Origin of the sequence: Lysinibacillus sp. HST-98, assembly GCF_016757845.1 — a bacterium.
GTDB lineage: Bacteria > Bacillota > Bacilli > Bacillales_A > Planococcaceae > Lysinibacillus > Lysinibacillus capsici.
In genome coordinates this window covers 16,478-35,701 of the sequence record NZ_JAENHX010000006.1, presented here as the reverse complement: position 1 = coordinate 35,701, position 19,224 = coordinate 16,478, and the positions used below count along the sequence as shown (strand labels likewise).

18 protein-coding genes are annotated in these 19,224 nt (G+C 35.7%); 12 read left to right on the top strand and 6 right to left on the bottom strand.

Annotation, left to right across the window (positions count from 1 at the left end):
- The first annotated feature begins 158 nt into the window (after nt 1–158).
- The 3 genes from JIN86_RS14435 to JIN86_RS14425 all read left to right on the top strand — a co-directional run bounded on the left by JIN86_RS14435 (nt 159) and on the right by JIN86_RS14425 (nt 2,392).
- Nucleotides 159–1,073, top strand: coding sequence for a DUF1002 domain-containing protein (locus JIN86_RS14435; RefSeq protein WP_004231995.1), 915 nt, complete (start codon nt 159–161; stop codon nt 1,071–1,073).
- 229 nt (nt 1,074–1,302) lie between these two features.
- Entirely contained in the window at nt 1,303–1,584 is a 282-nt protein-coding gene (locus JIN86_RS14430) for a GNAT family N-acetyltransferase (protein ID WP_009370656.1), read from the top strand.
- A gap of 499 nt (nt 1,585–2,083) precedes the next feature.
- Entirely contained in the window at nt 2,084–2,392 is a 309-nt protein-coding gene (locus tag JIN86_RS14425; RefSeq protein WP_004232000.1) for a hypothetical protein, read from the top strand.
- A gap of 17 nt (nt 2,393–2,409) precedes the next feature.
- Here the strand turns inward: JIN86_RS14425 and JIN86_RS14420 are convergent, their stop codons facing one another.
- From JIN86_RS14420 to JIN86_RS14410, 3 genes are all read right to left on the bottom strand, one after another.
- A complete protein-coding gene (locus JIN86_RS14420; protein WP_004232001.1) occupies nt 2,410–3,552 on the bottom strand; it encodes an MFS transporter in 1,143 nt (380 codons plus the stop codon).
- 154 nt (nt 3,553–3,706) lie between these two features.
- Entirely contained in the window at nt 3,707–5,227 is a 1,521-nt protein-coding gene (locus JIN86_RS14415) for a succinyl-CoA:acetate CoA-transferase ScpC (protein ID WP_004232003.1), read from the bottom strand.
- Nucleotides 5,228–5,567: 340 nt separating this feature from the next.
- Nucleotides 5,568–6,218, bottom strand: coding sequence for a LytTR family DNA-binding domain-containing protein (locus tag JIN86_RS14410; protein ID WP_004232004.1), 651 nt, complete (start codon nt 6,216–6,218; stop codon nt 5,568–5,570).
- Between the two features lie 505 nt (nt 6,219–6,723).
- Between JIN86_RS14410 and JIN86_RS14405 the strand changes: the two genes are divergently transcribed.
- From JIN86_RS14405 to JIN86_RS14390, 4 genes are all read left to right on the top strand, one after another.
- Nucleotides 6,724–7,518, top strand: coding sequence for a helix-turn-helix transcriptional regulator (locus JIN86_RS14405; protein ID WP_004232009.1), 795 nt, complete (start codon nt 6,724–6,726; stop codon nt 7,516–7,518).
- 176 nt (nt 7,519–7,694) lie between these two features.
- Nucleotides 7,695–8,456, top strand: a complete 762-nt coding sequence (gene yidC, locus JIN86_RS14400) for a membrane protein insertase YidC (protein ID WP_004232011.1) — start codon at nt 7,695–7,697, stop codon at nt 8,454–8,456.
- A 64-nt stretch (nt 8,457–8,520) separates the two neighbouring features.
- Nucleotides 8,521–8,769 carry a hypothetical protein gene (locus JIN86_RS14395; RefSeq protein WP_004232012.1) on the top strand — a complete coding sequence of 83 codons (249 nt, stop codon included), beginning with the start codon at nt 8,521–8,523 and terminating at the stop codon, nt 8,767–8,769.
- 150 nt (nt 8,770–8,919) lie between these two features.
- Nucleotides 8,920–9,699 (top strand): M15 family metallopeptidase, encoded by a 780-nt coding sequence (locus JIN86_RS14390; RefSeq protein WP_004232013.1) that lies wholly within the window; start codon nt 8,920–8,922, stop codon nt 9,697–9,699.
- 49 nt (nt 9,700–9,748) lie between these two features.
- Here the strand turns inward: JIN86_RS14390 and cls are convergent, their stop codons facing one another.
- Together cls and JIN86_RS14380 are read right to left on the bottom strand one after the other, a co-directional pair.
- The gene (cls, locus tag JIN86_RS14385) at nt 9,749–11,206 is read right to left on the bottom strand and encodes a cardiolipin synthase (RefSeq protein WP_202342249.1); all 1,458 of its coding nucleotides are present in this window, start codon (nt 11,204–11,206) and stop codon (nt 9,749–9,751) included.
- 218 nt (nt 11,207–11,424) lie between these two features.
- Nucleotides 11,425–12,585 (bottom strand): MFS transporter, encoded by a 1,161-nt coding sequence (locus JIN86_RS14380; protein ID WP_004232017.1) that lies wholly within the window; start codon nt 12,583–12,585, stop codon nt 11,425–11,427.
- Between the two features lie 368 nt (nt 12,586–12,953).
- Here JIN86_RS14380 and JIN86_RS14375 point away from each other — a divergent pair, with 368 nt between their 5' ends.
- On the top strand, nt 12,954–13,091 hold the full coding sequence (locus tag JIN86_RS14375; protein ID WP_004232019.1) for an Lmo0850 family protein: 138 nt from the start codon (nt 12,954–12,956) through the stop codon (nt 13,089–13,091).
- Between the two features lie 57 nt (nt 13,092–13,148).
- Here JIN86_RS14375 and JIN86_RS14370 read toward each other — a convergent pair whose 3' ends face one another.
- Entirely contained in the window at nt 13,149–14,336 is a 1,188-nt protein-coding gene (locus tag JIN86_RS14370) for an FtsW/RodA/SpoVE family cell cycle protein (protein WP_004232020.1), read from the bottom strand.
- Nucleotides 14,337–14,689: 353 nt separating this feature from the next.
- Here JIN86_RS14370 and JIN86_RS14365 point away from each other — a divergent pair, with 353 nt between their 5' ends.
- The 4 genes from JIN86_RS14365 to JIN86_RS14350 all read left to right on the top strand — a co-directional run bounded on the left by JIN86_RS14365 (nt 14,690) and on the right by JIN86_RS14350 (nt 18,913).
- Nucleotides 14,690–15,442, top strand: coding sequence for a hypothetical protein (locus JIN86_RS14365; RefSeq protein WP_004232022.1), 753 nt, complete (start codon nt 14,690–14,692; stop codon nt 15,440–15,442).
- Nucleotides 15,443–15,686: 244 nt separating this feature from the next.
- Nucleotides 15,687–16,766, top strand: a complete 1,080-nt coding sequence (locus tag JIN86_RS14360; RefSeq protein WP_004232024.1) for a D-alanine--D-alanine ligase — start codon at nt 15,687–15,689, stop codon at nt 16,764–16,766.
- Nucleotides 16,767–16,777: 11 nt separating this feature from the next.
- A complete protein-coding gene (locus JIN86_RS14355) occupies nt 16,778–18,145 on the top strand; it encodes a UDP-N-acetylmuramoyl-tripeptide--D-alanyl-D-alanine ligase (protein ID WP_004232025.1) in 1,368 nt (455 codons plus the stop codon).
- Between the two features lie 75 nt (nt 18,146–18,220).
- Entirely contained in the window at nt 18,221–18,913 is a 693-nt protein-coding gene (locus tag JIN86_RS14350; protein ID WP_004232026.1) for an alpha/beta hydrolase, read from the top strand.
- The last annotated feature ends 311 nt before the right edge of the window (nt 18,914–19,224 follow it).

The window sequence follows — 19,224 nt, the reverse complement described above, 5'->3', positions numbered from 1 at the left end:
AGGATGGTTAGTTTGACTAGCTAGCAAAACATTTACAGCAGGAAAAGTGACGAGAGACATCCTTGAAACCTTCTCGTCTTTTTTTCGTACTAATTATTGTATAGTGGCATACATTATACTTGCTAATTATGAAGTTTTAGCGAAAGGGGTCACACGATTTGAAAAAAACATGGATTAAAATACTAACTGCTACAATGTTAGTATTTGGAGTGATGGCACCAGCAACAGGATTTGCATCTGACAATACGCCTCCAAAAGCAATTGATGAAAAATTAGGTGTACCAATCGTCGTGTATGGAGCAAATTTATCTGAGGCTGAAAAAGAATCTGTGAAAAAATCATTAAAAGTAAGCGAAGAACCTGAAATTGAAGAAATTACTGTGTCTGGTGAGGATCTAGTAAAATACATTAAAGATAGTAATTCAAGCTCACGTATGTACTCTTCTGCAAAGATTACACGCAGAGATGCAGGAGAGGGTCTAGTAATACAAATTGTCACACCATCGAATATAACGCAGGTAACTTCAGAGATGTACGCAAATGCGATGTTAACAGCAGGAATTCAGGATGCATCCGTACAAGTAGCTGCACCAAAAGCCGTTACAGGGCATTCAGCATTAGTAGGTATTTACAAGGCATATGAGGTCACTACAGGGGAAACACTGGATATTGATCGTACAGATGTAGCAAACGAAGAATTATCAGTAGCAACATCCATTGCAGAATCTGCAGGGGTAGACGATGCAAAGGTTGCGGAATTACTGACAGAAATTAAAAAGCAAATTGCAGAGTTAAAGCCAGCAACACGTGAAGATGTGGAGAAAATTGTAGAAGAGCAATTAAGTAAGCTTGAAATTAATTTAAGTGAAAAGGACCGTCAATTGCTAGTAGATTTAATGGATAAAATAAGCAAGCTGGACATTGATTTTAGTAAATGGTCTGATCAATTAAATGATATCAGTAATACGATCCAAGAAAAATTCGGTTCACTTATGGAAGATAAAGGTTTCTGGGAAAGCGTAAAAAGCTTTTTTGCTAATTTAAAAGATACTATTTCTTCATGGTTTAACTAAATTTATAGTTGATAGAAAGAAAATCTGTTATACCTTCTCACTTTACTAGAGAAGGTGTACAGATTTTTTTGATTCAACAAGTGAAAAATTTTGAAGTGAGATGTTTTCGACATAGGAAAGCTAACTGATTATCTGGACATAGCTTCGCTGATTAGATAAAAGAAGCGTACACAAATTTTGTGAAAATATAAAAAGCTTATGGTACTATGAATAAAAGGAGTGGTGAGAAATGGAATTCCAATTACAACAATTAGCAGAAAATAAGTTTGCATTTTTGAATGAGCAAGCAGGGGAAAAACTAGCAGAAATTACTTGGCAGCAAAATGGCTCAGTAATGGTAATGGATCACACATATGTATCAGATAAGCTCCGTGGTCAAGGTGTGGCCAAACAATTACTCGATCAAGCAGCATCGTATGCACGCGAAAATGGTTATAAAATGAAGGCCGTTTGTTCTTATGTTGTGGCTGCATTTGAAAAATCAGATGCATACAATGACGTGAAACAATAAAAAATAAGGCAATCTGCTTTTAATTAAGCGGATTGCCTTTTAATTGCTAGAGCAAATCATGTAAATAGCTCCTTATAATAGAATGACACTATAAATTAGTACTGTTAAGAAGCCAGCCCCACCGATTAATGAAGCCATATCTATCCAATCATATGCTAAATCGAATTCTTTCATCATAACCACTCTCCTATTTTAGTAGTAATTCATTAATTCCCTTTACTTGCCTTTTATAATCATAAATAGTTACAAAATTTTGACGAATGCTAAAAATAGGGGTCCGATAACTGGACTTTAATAGGAAATCGAGTGAGATTGTCTGCATTAAAAACTAGACGAACTACAATGGATTGACGGAGTTATTACTAGATAAAAGGGCAAGTATTTATCCATACATTAATATATATGCTAGAGGGTATAAAAAAATAATGTTTATTCTTTTAAGAATAGGGAAAAACTATACTACAGAGCTAGTTTCTATATTTTTAGGAGGTTATAAACTATGGCAAAACGAAAAGGAACAGGTGTTGTCGTTGCAGGATTAGCAGGACTAGCAGCATCTTATTTCAGTAAAAAAGAGAATCGTGATAAAGCACTAACAATGTTTAATAGTATGAAAGCAAAATTAGAGTCGTATCTTACTACAGGTCCTGATATGCATGACAATATTGCAGAACGTGTAGCAACAGAGGTAGCAACAGAGGCTGGTACTTCACCAACTAAAATTGCCTCGAATGAAATGGTAGCTGAAGGTGGAGGACATACTGGTGTCCATTTCTATAATGAAGAAATTCAAGAAAAGGAAAAGTAAACAAAAAACCTTCTCATCTAAGCATGAGAAGGTCTTTTGTGTGGAATAAGGATGGCGCCTGCAAAGAGCAATAACACGAAGCCAGTAAATGCAAAGCCACTGACAGTACCAAGTGATAGCCAACCTAATAAAGAAGAGCCTATAACAACACCTAATGAGAAAAACGCATAGAAGTAGCCGTATGCTTTTCCTCGTACTTTAGCAGTTGTAGAGTCAATTAGAAGCGAATTTACTGAAGGGAATAGGAAACCGAATCCGATTCCATAGCAAGCCATAGCTGTATAGAGTAAAGAGCTAGAATTTGCTTGGCTAATTAATAGCTGGCTTATTCCCATTAAACCTATACCAAAAGACAATGTTTTAAGTGGATTAACCTTATCAAAAATACGATTAGTAGGTAATAGGAAAACAAGGACTGCAATAATTCCAAATGTACTCATTAAAGTGCCGCTTAAACGAGAGTCGAAGCCTAAGGAATGTACTTTAAGCGGGAGTAGATACGCAATAACCCCTTGGGAAAACATTAAGAAAAACGCTCCTAAAAAGGCTTTTAATGTTCCTGTGTTATTAAAGAAGACACTGATCGGAATGTAATCACTCTGTTTAGCCTTCTCTTTTTTTACTTGATTTGCCTTCAATATAAAGAACGCAAAGATACCTAGCAGAAGCATACAGCTTGCTGTGATATTGAAAACAAAGGGTACACTTGTCCGGCTAGCTAAAATGCCACTAAATGCAGGGCCTAGAATGGCTGCTATACCTACAAAGGCGCCAGAAATAGCACTGCCCTTTCCTCTTTTATCCTGCTCTGTAGCGTTCGCTAGATATGTAAAGGCAGCAGGAACAATGAAGCCTGCAACAAGGCCATGGATAAAACGTACAATTAATAGAGCAATAGGCTCTTCTACTAAATTATAAAATGTTAATGATAGACCTGTTGTTAGAAGACCTATTATGAGTATGACGAAAGGTCCTTTGCGATCCGTTAAGAAGCCAGAAATGATATTACCGAATGTATTAGAAAGCGAATACATGCCCACTGCAAGACCAGTGAGGAATGCCGATGCACCTAAAGACTCAGCATAAGTACTCATAACAGGAAGCTGAGTAAAAAGGTCGAAAAACGAAAAGAAAATAATAGCATAGATAAATTTCTTCATGGTTCCTCCGATGAAATAGAACATTATAGTCAATGATTGATATAGTCCTATTATAGCATTTTCCAATCGATAATACTTCTCACTTGTTTTTTTGCGTTCACGTAAAAAAACGTCTAATAAGTATCAACTTATTAGACGTACGACAATTTAATAATTAAGCTTTTGCAACTTCTTTTTTCATTGTTTTGTTTTTAGCGAGATTTACATGCCAAGAAAGTGCTTCCTCTAAAAGATGAGGAGTTTGGTGGTTGCCAGTTGCTTCAACTGCACGGTTATAGTAATCCCATAATTGTTCTTTGTAGTCTGGGTGTGCACAGTTTTCAATAATTAAAGGTACACGTTCTTTTGGTGCAAGACCACGTAAGTCAGCAATACCTTGTTCCGTAACGATAACATCAACGTCATGTTCAGTATGGTCAACGTGAGATACCATTGGCACGATAGAAGAAATTGCTCCACCTTTTGCGTATGATTTTGTAACAAAAATACCAAGGCGTGCGTTACGTGCGAAGTCACCTGAACCACCGATACCGTTCATCATACGAGTACCAGAAACATGCGTCGAATTAACGTTACCATAGATATCTAACTCAAGAGCTGTGTTGATTGAGATTAGACCCAAACGACGGATAAGCTCAGGGTGGTTAGAAATTTCTTGTGGACGTAAGCAAATTTTATCAGCATACTTTTCTAAATTACCATAAACTTTTTGCTGTAATTCTTCAGTAAGTGTGATTGAAGTTGCAGCGGCGAATTTAACTTTACCAGCATCGATTAAGTTAAATACAGCATCTTGAAGTACTTCAGATGCAACAATTAAATCTTCAAATTCTGAATCTGCAAAGCCATCAAGTACAGCGTTTGCTACAGAACCTACACCAGATTGCAATGGCATTAATTGGTTTGTTAAACGACCCGCTTTAATTTCATCACGGAAGAAGTCTAATAAAATGTTTGCCATCGTTTGTGTTTCTTCATCTGGAGGTACGATTAATGAAGGAGCGTCTGGCTCTTCAGAAATAACAATTGCTTTAATTTTAGCTGGATCTACTTTGATACCAATATCACCAAGGCGTTGCATAGCATCTGTCATTGGGATAGCTTCACGTTTACCTTGTTCTCCAGGTACATAAATATCATGGATACCAATTAAAGCTTCTGGATGAGAAATATTTAATTCGATAATAATATTTTCTGCATATTCTGCAAAGATAGGTGAGTTACCTACAGAGTTTGTTGGAATAATTAATCCATCTTCAGTAATAGCAACCGCTTCAAGAATTAAATACTTGATTGGTCCAATAATTCCTTGGCGCACTAGCTCCGCATTATGAGAAAGATGAGCATCTACATATAAGATATCCCCAGAATTAATTAAATTACGGATACCCGCATCACCCTGGAATGGTCCACGTTTACGAATTGCACCAGCTTCTGCTAAGTACTTATCTACTTCTGGTCCTAATGATGCACCTGTATATACATCAATTTTGAATTCTTCATTTTTTGCACGCTCAACTAATGCCATTGGAACAACTTTTGCATCCCCAGCACGAGTAAAACCACTCATCCCAACTACATCACCATTAGAAATCAGTGCTGCTGCTTCTTCAGCAGTTACAATTTTACTCTCAAGTTCTTTTAAACCTAGGCGTTTTTGAACATTTGCATCCATAAAAAAATCCTCCCCTAAATAATTTTGATGGAAACCGATTACAAAACTAGAAAAAACATTTAAGAATTTTCTGTTTATTCAGTTGTAGTATGACTCCAACCATTTGAATAATACTATCACCAAATTGTCACAAAAACTTTAGAATTAGCATTAAATTGAGTAAAAAAAGGAAAATCGAGCATTAAGATGATTTTTCGACAGAGAAAACGTTTTATTGTAGAGCTGTATAAATTTAGTTGTTTTCTACATTAAAAACAGTGCAAAAATAGTTAAATGGGGAGGATTTGTTCGCAAAAAAGAACAGCGAACAATTATAAAAATTGCTCGCTGTTCATACAAATTAGAAACCTAAAGAACGACGGAAATAGCTTGCATAGCGTTGGCTTACCGGAATACGTGTACCATCTTTCATAATTAATAAAAACGTTGAGTGTGAGTCTGGTTGAATTTCATCAATGTAGTCAATGTTAACGATATAAGAGCGGTGACAACGAATAAATGAGTCAGGTGCTAAAAATAGCTCTAGATCACTTAAGTTTAAACGGTGATAACCTTCACGAGTCATTGTTTTAACAAATGTTTTACGGAGTTGTGTTTCTAAATAAATAACTTGATCATGTTTGATTGGGTACCAGCAATCATCAATTTTGATTGTAATGTAGTTTGTTAAGAATGCTGATGGTTTTTGCGGGAAGATAGCAGTAATAGCCCCTTTTGTTTCGCCTTCCTCCATTAAAGGAATACTCATGCCATAATATGCGACACCGAAGACATCAGGTTCGATATAAGAGCTGATTTTTTGACCATAGCTTAATGCTTTGTGTGCGGCTGAACCTTCTTTGATAGGGTCACCAGGTTTAATTTTTAAATCAACTTTCTTGCTTGGTTGATAATACAAATATTCATTTGTATCAGAGATAGCGATGGACGTATTTTCAGGGAAGAATTCCTTAATAATCTCCATAATCTCTTCTATTTGTTTTGGATCCACTTTAAACACCTCGTCTAAACTTTTAAAAATAGTATTATCATCTATTTTACTACATATTCATATAAATTATATAGAGAAGATTTAGGAATAAAATAGAAAAATGTCGAATGATCCATTAGAATGATGTTAGTTGTTTTGTATAATTTGTAAATAAATTTATAAAATGACTAATTTATTTTGATATGTATATGGTAAAATTTAATTGTTAGGAAAAAGTTTACGAGGTTTCTACTATGCGTATGTGATAAATTAGAACTAGAGTAGCAATTAAAATGTGGTTGAAAGGAAATCGCAGAATATGGTAAAATTCACTGTATAGTCTATTTTTTTTATATTTGGTGTTTTAGTAGGGTTATTTTTGATTTATTTGTTAATAAAATTTGTGAAATAGGACTCAGTTCTTATATTGAATAAGTAAATACTATTTTCTTATTTTTAATTCGTCGGGATTGGTGTCAAATATTGTCATGCAATTCGTGCACTCTGAGGAAAGATGGGGAAGATTATGCAACTACATCAACATTCTATGTCAGAAACGATATCCAAAAGATACTTCCAAGAAATCGATAATATTAATCAATATATCGGCGTCGAAGAATTTTTTAATATTGAGTCGAAATTAATTTTTGAAATTTACCATTTAGAATCTGCAAAAGCGAAAAAATCTTTGCATGAGTTAATTGATATTCTCTCAATTCGTTTTGGCAAACAGGTCATTAAAATCGTTCGAAGTTATTTTTCTGTTTTGTCATCAATTGTTGCTCGTAAATTGCTGGACAATCAAGTACCTTCGAAAAAAGCATTTGCTTTTAATATTGCGTGTAACGATATGATAGAAAATCAGATGAAAGACGCAGAATTTTTACAATTTGCTGATGATTTAATTGATTTCTTTGTTTACTTTATTGCAGATCGCAAACAACCGACTTTCCGACATCAAACTGTTAACAAAGTGATAATGTATATAAATGACGAGCTTGAAAATGATTTAACTGTTGAAAGTATAGCGAATAACTTTCATATAAGCACTAGTCACTTATCACGTATTTTTAGAGAACATGTGGGCATTACATTGGTTGAGTATTTAAATGTAAGACGTGTAGAAGAATCACAGTACTACTTACGACATACAAACAAAAGTATTACTTCTATCTCAGATCAATTCCATTTCTGTAATCAAAGTTATTTTACACGTATTTTCAAAAAGTATACGGGAGTTACGCCAAAACATTTTAGAGACGAGCTTCATCACGAATTTTATCGTTTTGAAATGGCAGAGACTGAATTACAAAATGTTTAGATTTTGAGCATAGAGAATGAGAAGGTGCGAACATATTAGCGTTGCTAAAGCTCGCATCTTTTTTGATGAATCATCTGAGGAAAAAGCTGAAGGAATGAGTAGCACTTGCTATTTGATAAAGAGAGACCCTATAAGGTATACTTCACAGTAGTTGATAAATAATAGTAGGTGGAAAAATGAAAAATTTGAAGCTATTCTCAATGCTTGGTATTGCCGTTTTTGTTCTTAGTGGCTGTCAAGCTGTGCAAAACAAAGAAGGTTTTTTCTATAGTATATTTGTAAAACCTATGGAATTTTTATTGGAGTTTTTCGGGAATGATATCTTTTCAGGGAGCTATGGTTTAGCAATCATTGCGATTACTGTTCTAATTCGTTTAGTGTTAATGCCGATTATGTTAAAGAACTATCGTCAACAGCAATTAATGAAAACGAAGATGGATGCTTTTAAACCTGAAATGGAAGCCGTTCAGAAAAAAATGAAGGAAGCTAAGACAAAAGAGGAGCAAACGCAATACCAACAAGAAATGATGGCTCTATATCAAAAGCATGGCATTAATCCACTTAATATGGGTTGTTTACCGATGTTAATTCAAATGCCGATTATTATGGGTCTGTATTTCTCGATCTTGTATTCTGCCGATGTGAAATCCCATGAGTTTTTATGGTTTAGCTTAGGTTCACCTGATATCGTGATGACTATAGTTGCAGGGATTGTTTACCTAATCCAGGCTCGTGTATCTTTGTGGACGGTACCTGAGCAACAAAAAGCGCAGATGAAAATGTTTATTTATATTTCACCAATTATGATTGTCTTTATCTCCATGTCTTCTATGGCAGCACTGCCTTTGTATTGGTCTGTTAGTGGTGCATTGTTAATTATTCAAACATATATTGGACGTAAATATTATTCGGAACATCCTGAGAAAGCAAAAAAATAAACAAAATAAATTGATCGATGTCGAGGCGCCTTTGTTGCCTCGATTTTTTTAGGAGGACAGCAAGATGAGCAAAAAATGGCTATCATCTATTCTTGTTGCAATTTTTAGTATTGCAGCACTTGTATTTATTATTATGGGGAAGTTTAATTTTGCCGTACTTGCAATGACGGTCATGTTTGCCCTATCAAATGGGTTTAGAGCAAAAAGCTTTAAAGAGCAAGGTTATATAAAAGAAGCAAAATGGATGCAGTATATGGCAATTTTTTTTGCAATTGCATCTATAGTAGTATTTGTCATCGTTCTAACAGATTAATTGAATATTTACGTAGGAAATTTACACCTGAAAATGTGAACAGTGCTAAAATAAGATTATAACTAGTAATACAATAAAATAGGTATTTTCAAGGTGAAATGCTTTAAAACATCCTTTTAGATACCTGATATTTTAAAAGGGGTATACAGAGTGAAAAACAATCGTCTTCCGCTTATCGTTGGTGCTTTCATATCTATCGCGTTAATCGTAGCAATTTTTGTAGTCTATAACTATAAAAATAATCAAGTAAATAGTGCATCTGATGAGCAGTCAAAAACAACAGAAACAAACAAAACAACTGAACAAGATTCTACTGCAATAGAGAAACCAGACAATACTGAAACACCTGCAAAGCCAGAGCAACAACCAGACGAAAATGGGTATCTTCCAAATCAAACATTACCTACGGAACCAACTTATATCAATGGTATTCTGTTAGCTAATAAAATTTATCCGCTTCCATCTACCTTTGCACCTGAAGAAAATCCAGAAGCACGAGAAGCGTTAAATCAAATGTTAGCCGCTGCCAAGCAACAAGGATTTGATTTAGTTGCATTTAGTGGCTACCGATCTTTTGAATATCAAACAACACTTTATGATAATTATGTTAAACGTGATGGACAGGCAGCAGCAGATCGATATAGTGCTCGTCCTGGCTACTCAGAACATCAAACAGGCTTAGCGTTTGATATAGGAGAGCGTGGAAAAGAAGATGTGTGGCTGACAGAAGCGTTTGGGGAAACTCCAGCAGGGCAATGGCTATTTGCACATGCACAGGAGTATGGCTTTATTTTGCGTTTCCCTCAAAACAAAGAAGAAATAACAGGTTATATGTATGAGTCATGGCACTATCGTTATGTGGGCAAAGAGATTGCAAAAGAGATAACGAAGAAAAACATTACGTTGGAAGAATATTTAGGCGTAAAATAATAATAGGAAGAGAAGCCATTCTGTGAACAGGCTCTCTTCCTTTTTATTTTTATAAAATGGGTGTTAATAGACGGGAAATAGATTCTTTAAATTTAATCAGTGTTGAACGGTTTTTATACATTTCCCATGTTAATTCCGTACAATCAAAAATATCCTTCTCAAACAGTTCTGCCAATTGGTGCGATATATTTGCATCATATATGAAGGCATTGACTTCAAAATTCAGACTAAAACTTCGTACATCAATATTCGCTGTTCCGACAGAGGAAGCCTCGTCATCAATAATAATAGCTTTAGCATGGATAAAGCCCTTTTCATAGATATAGACTTTGGCTCCAGCACGTAGTAATTGACCGACATAAGAATAAGTAGCCCAATATACAAACATGTGATCAGGCTTGTTAGGAATCATAATACGTACATCAATGCCCGACAAGGTGGCAATTTTAATGGCGTCTAAAAAACTAACATCTGGGATGAAATAAGGTGTTTGAATATAAATATATTTTTGAGCCATATTAATAAGCTTTAAGTAACCGATCTTTATTTGCTCCCAGTCTGAGTCTGGTCCACTTGAAACAATCTGTAAACCCACATCACCTTTTTTCGGGATGGCAGGGAAGTAACGATCCGAGTAGCCCATTTTTTGTTGAGCACTAGCTTGGTTCCAGTCGAGTAAAAAGCGTGTTTGCAAAGGATGTACGGCACTACCCTCAATACGTAAGTGTGTATCTCGCCAATAACCAAACTTTTTTTGTAAACCTAAATACTCATCACCGACGTTAAAACCACCGATATAGCCAATTCGACCATCAATGACAACGATTTTTCGATGATTTCTAAAATTTAAACGAGGGTTAAGAAGTGGCAAAATGGATGGGAAGAAAACTTCTACTTCGCCACCAGCATGCAGTAACTCTTTGAAATGGCGTCTTTTAACATTACGTGATCCCATTTCATCATAGAGAAGACGTACCTTAACACCTTGCTTTGCCTTTTTTATCAATGCATTGACGATACGTGTACCTAAGTCATCAAGTCTGAAAATATAATACTGGATGTGAATGTGATCTTTAGCTGCTTCAATGTCTTTAAGAAGCTGCTCGAACTTATTGGCACCATCATCAAAAATATCCAGATGGTTGTCCTGTGTTAATACTGCATTGTTTGTTCGGAGGTGCATATAAATCATCTCTTGATAATTTTCTGCATTAGCAATACGAAACTCAAACGTTTCATCACGAATCGCTTCCATCTGATAGGTAATCAGATTATCAATCCCGATGTCCTTGCGTCCTTCCCAACGGAATAGATGCTTTCTTCGTAATTGTCTTCCAAGTAATAAGTACAAAATAAATCCAGCTAATGGCAGGAAAAATAAAACGAGAATCCATGCCCATGTAGAGGTAGCATCTTTACGTTCTAAGAAAATGATGGTCATGGCTAATAAAATATTAAAAAACAAAGTTAAAGGAACTAAATATTCTATATCTGTAAAAATGCTCATTCCTACACCTGCCTTTGTATTGTTAATAACATACCTAGTATAGCCTACTTCAAATGCGGAAAGAAGATATGAAATGGCTAGATGGCATGGAAAAGGATTATCCCTTTGATAGATAGGGATAATCCGCATGGTTTAATTAGTAATTCTCTAATAGAATAGGATGTTTCTCCGATTACTGACTCAACGTTTGGTATCCATAAAATGCAACCTACTATATTTTATGGATGGCGCAATGATTTACGAGATGCCTTATATATATAGATTAGGCTTATAGAAAGAATGGCTATTGCAGCGGAAATATAATAACCAAGACTTGCTTGTACGGTAAATAACCATGTGAAAAATAGTGGACCGAGAATACGTCCTAAGTTATCCATTGAATAGGACAGTCCAGCGGCAGTTCCATATTGCCCTCCAGATTCTTTAGAGGAGAGTGATACAACACATGTTCTTGCAAGTGCATTACCTGCTGTAAAGACACAAAGGGCAAGCCCGGCGATAAAAAGATTAGCTGTCAATGTAAATAAAAGCATGCCGATAGCAGTTACAATTTGTGCGCCAATTAACCATGTCGTTTCACTTCCATTTTTTATGCGTCGAACGACCCCTCCTTGAATAGCTGCATCGACAAAGCCACTAAACATGAACAAGTAACCAATTTGTAACGGCGTAATGTGAATTTTTTCGATTTGAAATAGCTGAAATGTAGCCTCAACGCCCGCTAACATAAAAGTTACTAAAAAAGAAAACATAAACAGATAGCGCACACGGTATTGTAGCATGGTTGCAGCACCTTTTGGCACTATAGCACGTTTATTTGAATCTTTTCGTTTTTTAGGTTCTTTTAGGACGAAACTTGCATAAATAAATAATAGTGCAATTAATGATGCTGATGCAGTAAACGGTAGCTGCAAGCTATAATGGCCTAGCATTCCACCGATTGCTGGACCAAAAATAAACCCAAGACCAATGGACATGCCCATAAAGCCCATATACTTATTACGATCCTCTTCACTAGACATATCGGCGATAAATCCTGTTACTGCTGTATATAATGCACCAGAAAATAAACCACCAATAATACGTGAAACATACAGTATAGCTAGGTTATCTATAAATAGTGAAAAAATAACAAAACTAAGGCTAAAGCCAATTAGACCAGTAAGGATTAGTTGTTTTCGCCCTACCTTATCGGATAGCATACCCCAAAACGGTGCTGTGAAAAAACTTGCAAGTGAATAGACGGTCAATAAACCACCTACGTGGAGATCATGCCAATTTTGCTGTACAATTACCTCTGGCAAGACGGGGATAATAATGCCGAACCCTAGATAAACTAGGAATTGAACAGACATCAATAGTAAAATAGCCTTTTTCATACAGTTCCCTGCTTTCATACGATATTTCAATATGTATATTCTACCCTTCTTGTTCTTGCGATTACAACAATAGGGGAGGATAAGCTTGAATAAAGTGGAACAATTTAGTAAAGAAATAATGAAGCAATTTAAGATTTTTTAAATCTATGTTCTGATTTTTGAATAAAATGTAGCCATTTTGGGTAATTTAAATATGTTTGATGGAAAAGTTTGATGATGTGAAAAATTTACAATGTAACAAAATTGAAAAATTTTAATGGTAAGTTAAATGGTATGATAAATTTGTCAGACATCATACTCGTAGAAAAATGAAACTTTTTCGTAAATAAAACGTTATATAAAATCGAGGAAAGATTGAGGTGGAATGTATGACAAAAGAAGTAGATTTGAAAAAGATTGTTTCGAATTTATCTAAGTTGGGTGTAACAGCCACTGTAACAAAGTCTCGACTAGAACTTTTAAAAGTGCTAACACCACCAACGCAAACTCCGCAAGTTCAAGCTTAACTCGTTTCCAATAGAAAAAGGGAGGTCTCAATACGCGAGACTTCCCTTTTTCTATAGTTATTCATCTTCATCATGGGTGGTAAACATATATGTTCGATAATGGAATCGCATACTAAAGACTAGCCCAATCGCTAAAGCATTCCCCATAAGTGAACTTCCTCCATAGCTAATGAATGGAAGTGGAATACCTGTGATAGGTAATAATTGAATAGTCATACCAATATTTTCGAAAACGTGGAAAGTAATCATGGCAATAATCCCAGCACATACATAGGTCGAGAAGGGATCTTTCAATAAAAGGGTTGTCTTTGTTAAATGATAAATTAATAAGAAGAATATACAAATAACAATACTAGCCCCAATAAAGCCCCATTCCTCACCGATAACGGTAAAAATGAAATCGGTATGGTTTTCAGCTACATATACTTCACGATTTCTAAATCCCTTACCAAAAATTTCACCTGATCCAATGGCATTTAAAGAGGTAATTAAATGATAGCCATCGCTGGATGAATAGGAATAGGGGTCTAGCCAAGAATAAATACGAGCAAATTGATAAGCCTTAAAACCAAATGTTTTTTCTAAAAAGTCTTGCATATAGAGTGCCATCCACAGTAGTGTACCGCCTGCTACCATACCACCTAAAAATGTTGGTAGAATGATTTTCCAAGAAATACCTGCTACGATGATGAGTGCGGCAGTAATAGCAAAGAATACAAGTGCTGAGCCTAGATCAGGCTGCTTTAAAATAATAGCTAATGGTACGATTAGGGTGATAGCGATTTTACCTAGGAGCAAAAAGTCTGTTTTAATTGATCGTAATGAATAAATTTCATGGTGCTTACTAATTAATCGAGCTAGTGCTAAAATGTAAAAAGTTTTCATAAACTCAGAAGGCTGAATATTTCCAATCGGCGTATGATACCAGCTTTTAGCACCATTAACGGGTGCACCGATTTGACCTTCTCCCTCTGGCATAAAAATAAGCAGTACCAGTAAGACAATCCCTGCTCCATACATATACCATGACATTTTTTTATATTGATCTGGCTCAAAAAACATGACTATACCAATAATTACTGCACCGATCACATACCATTGCATTTGTTTTGGTACGTAGTTAATGCCATATTGTCCTGAGGTTTGGGCAGATGCAATAGCTAACAAACTAATGACTAGAAAAGTGAAGAGTATAAATGCAAGTGTCCAGTCAAAACGATTTGCGAAATTTCGTTTATTTTCCATAAAAGCCACCTAAAATTAAAATAGTATCTCAATATGAGTAAATGTGATGCGATTCTCCCTATTTCGTTTATAATTGGTCAAAGAAGAAAGCAAAATAATAACCAGCAGTGGTGTAAGAATAGCTCATATCTATTGATAAGCTTGCAATTTGCTTTGAATATTGTCAATGGAATTTTAAGCAAATACGTCAACTCATTGAGTAATCTAAACTTTATATGCAAATGCATGTTTAACATTCCTAATTATAACGCAAAAATTACTTTTATGCCTGCGTATATAGTAGTGACGACAATTAACATAAAATGTTTCAAAAAAATCATGTTTAGTCTTATAATGTAGTGAAGAATGGGGTGATGGTTGTGGCTAAAAAATTAAAGTCATCTGATGATTTTATGTATCATATTTATGTTCATATGAATGATGTCGATAAATTTGTTATATTTAGCGGGTTAAAATTCTCGCAATTTGTGGCTGCACTTGAACCACTACATCACTTGCTGTTATTAAAACATTCCTATGAAGACGGTTCTTTTAATATGCATACACAATTTGAATATGTATTAGAAGAAGATGTTCCTCGTTTTGTTAAAAAATCTGCTGAATCTAAAGAATTATGCTGGATTGATTTTATGGACGAGAAGAGGCTAGATCATTTAACACCGATGGAACAAGGAGAATTGCTTTACATAAGTCACAAGAAAGAACCGATTACGTCAGCATTTTTTAATAAATTACAAAATAGATTTGTCTATTATTCTTCAGACTTAGAGAAAATGACGAAAATTTATTTTCGTCATTTAAGTGATTCGGATTTATTGGTTGCCAATGTTTTTAATAGTTTAATTCGTGAAAAGGAACGCAGCACTGGATTTTGGCGTCGAAAAGTAAAAGCGAGTATACCCGCTATATCACCAGATTTTTTACGTTCTTACCGATCCTTTGCGAAAGATGGAGCATTACTATCTCTGTACCGAATTGAGAAACCGAAAGTAGCGTATGGAATAGAAGTTCGCAATCTATCTGAATATTCTTTTCCTGATGAAGTTTGGGATGACTTAAGTACGATTCTAAAAACAGAGCACGATGAATTAATCTATATTCTTTAATCTTAAAAGGTGACGCAATCAAAGAACAATGACTTCTATAAACTGAAGATAGGATGTTGGTAGATATTATTCATATTGCATGGTTCCTGTATAATTCTATAGCAGTAACTAATGATGCCAGGGCATAATCGATGAAATATACGTAAAATCTCACCGTTAAAAATACGGTGAGATTTTTATGTCATTTGTCAAGACGTTTCATGATAAACTAATAGTACTCAAGAAGTATGTGGAGGGCACAAAAATGAAAAAAAGAATCGGTTTATTATACGGCGGAAAGTCAGCGGAGCACGAAGTGTCATTATCGACAGCACGTGCAGTCACGGGAGCTTTGAATTTCGAGGAGTATGAAGTATATCCGATTTTCATTACATCTGATGGGGAATGGCGTCGTGGAGAGCGTTTAGAAAAACCCGTAAGTGCAATAGAAGAACTACAATTTGGTGATAATACTACAATTTTGGAAAATAATATCACTGATTTTTTGATTGATAAAAGTGGCAATGAGGTAAAGTTTGATGTGATTTTCCCATTGTTACATGGTACGAATGGTGAGGATGGAACAGTGCAAGGTTTACTTGAAGTTCTAAATTTACCATATGTAGGAAATGGTGTATTAGCATCCTCTGCTGGAATGGATAAAGTGGTAATGAAGCAATTATTTGAAATTGCTGGATTACCTCAAGTGCCCTATACGTATTTTATTCGTAGTGAGTGGAAGAATGAGCAACAGGCAATCATTGAACGCTGTGAAAATAACTTGAATTGGCCAATGTTTGTAAAGCCTGCAAACTTAGGATCAAGTGTTGGGATTAGCAAGGCAACAGATCGCGAGCAATTAGTAAAAGCAATTGAGGTTGCTTTGCAATATGATCGTAAAATCGTTGTTGAACAGGGAATTGTCGCTCGTGAGGTTGAACTGGCAGTGTTAGGAAATGACTATCCTGAAGTATCAGTGCCAGGAGAAATTAAACCCGTTACTGATTTTTATGATTATGATTCAAAATACAAGGACGGTTCTACAGCACTTATTATTCCAGCTGAGCTTCCAGTAGAAACTGTGGCAAGCTTAAAAGAACTGGCAAAGCGTGCATTTAAGGCTATAGATGGTAGCGGCTTAGTACGTGCGGATTTTTTTGTAACGGCTGAAAACAACGTTTACATTAATGAAGTAAACACAATGCCAGGTTTCACACCTGTAAGTATGTATCCATTATTATGGCAGCATACAAATGTGAGTTATCCAGAGCTGATCGACCGTTTAATTACCCTAGCAATTGAGCGCTATGAAGAAAAACAACAGCTTCACTATAAAAAAGACTGAGTGGGATTATCGTGAAAAAAACTTTAAAACAATTAGCTGCATGGTTAAATGAGGATATGGCGGCTTTTGGTGACACTGTTGTGTCAGGAATTTCTATTGATACAAGAACAATTCAACAAGGAGACCTATTTGTTCCGTTTCGTGGTGAGCATACAAATGGGCACAAGTTTGTAATGCAGGCATTTGAGAAAGGTGCCGGAGCTTCTCTTTGGCAAAAGGATGAGCCGAACCCACCAGAAGGTTACCCTTTGTTGTTTGTGGATGATCCAGAATTAGCTTTGCAAGAAATGGCTAGAGCATATCGTAATGAACATAAAGCAAAATTTATAGGCATTACAGGTTCAAATGGTAAGACATCAACAAAGGATATATTAGCGGGAACACTAGCTCCATTCTTTAAAGTACAAAAAACGATCGGGAACTTTAATAATCAATTGGGCCTGCCCATTACTATCTTACAGCTTGATGAAGATACAGATGTGGCTGTCCTTGAGATGGGCATGAGTGGATTTGGTGAAATTGAGTTTTTATCGAAGCTCGCTCGTCCACATATGACGGTTATTACCAACATTGGTGAGGCCCATATGCAGGATTTGGGGTCTCGTGCTGGTATTGCAAAAGCAAAGTTTGAAATTATTCAAGGAATGCAAAATGATGGTCTATTATTCTATGATGGCGATGAACCTTTGCTCCAAGAATTAGTGGCAAAGGAACAGCACTTACAGTCAGTGCCGTTCGGATTAGAATCCAATAATCTTTTATACGCAGACAATATTCATGCTAACGCTGATGGCAGCCACTTCACTACACACGGTATGATGGAGGGTGATTTCTTTATTTCAGTGCTTGGCAGGCATCAAGTGAAAAATACACTTGTGGCAATGTTAATTTCTCATAAGCTTGGTTTAAGCAATGAACAAATACGTACATCCTTAGAGCATGTCGTATTAACAGATATGAGGATGCAACAGATACTAGGAACGAATGGCGCTCTATTTATCAATGATGCCTATAATGCAGCACCAACCTCCGTAAAAGCTGCCATTCAATTTATGGCTACATCAACTATTCGACCTGAAAAATGGCTTGTGTTAGGAGATATGCTAGAGCTTGGACCAAATGAGCGAATTTTCCATGAGGGCCTAGCTGAGCATATTAATGAGGATGAAATTGATTATGTCTGTTTGTTTGGCCCTCGAATGCTATATCTTTACAAAATATTAGAAAAGCGCTTTGAGGCGGAACGTTTATTGTATACAGAAGATGATTATACGGCTATTATTGAAAAGCTAGAACAAGCGAATGAATCATCTATTGTTTTACTTAAAGGCTCACGTGGTATGAAATTAGAGACGATCTTAAAGGCATTTATGTCATAGTAGCAATGAATCGGTGAGAGAAACGCTCACCGATTTATTTGTGTAGGTTTATCTTTGTTAAATGAGGTGAGAACGTTGTCAGTAGGTGTACTATGTATTCATGGATTTTCAGGTGGACCATACGAGGTGAAGCCATTCACAAGTTATTTACGTTCACATACAGATTGGATAATTGAAGAGCCAACATTGTCTGGGCATGGTGAAGAATTACATATGAGTGGTTTTAAGGCGAAACACTGGTTGATGGATGCCGAATTAGCTTTCCGATCGTTGGCAAAAAAAGTTGATGAGGTAATCGTTGTTGGCTTTTCAATGGGAGGAATTATAGCGTTATATTTAGCTAAACGCTATAAAGTGAAAAAGCTTGTATTACTAAGTGCTGCTGCAAAGTATGTGAGCCCTAAACAGCTAGTCAAAGATTTTAAAATGTTAACTACTGAAGCCTATCACCATAATTTGACTAATAACGAACTCTATCTACGATACCGTCATAAGTTTAACAATGTGCCGCTTGTCTCAACAGTAGAATTTATGAAGCTGGTAAGAATGGTGGAGCCGTATTATCGACATATTCAAACTCCTGTATATATTGTGCAGGGGAAGTTGGATGGGATAGTGCCTTATCATACGGCTCAATTTCTTTTTGATGAATTAGCCTCTATAGACAAATTCTTGTATTTTTCTGATAATGGCAAGCATCATATATGTTTTGAGGAAGATTGCTCTAAATGGTTTCCACAGGTTTTAATGTTTTTGAAAGACAAATAAAGTAGTCAGATTATTACGACTCATGCGTTATCGTTGCATAGGATTTAAAGCCATGTTAGACTAGTATAAGCAATGGATACATTTTGTGCGAAGACTCTTCATATTTGGTTGAAGAGTACTTTTTTTTGAACACAACGGTTTTATTCTAAAGTGAAAAATTACGACAGAATCGAACCGCTCGGTAAAGACCGGGCTTTCCTTTTCATATAAGAGAGCTCTATATGGACTATCATGTAGAGAAAATTTTTAAGTAACGGAAACGTTCCACTACACAGGCTCGAATTTGCCGACAACTTCATCTGAAAATGTAA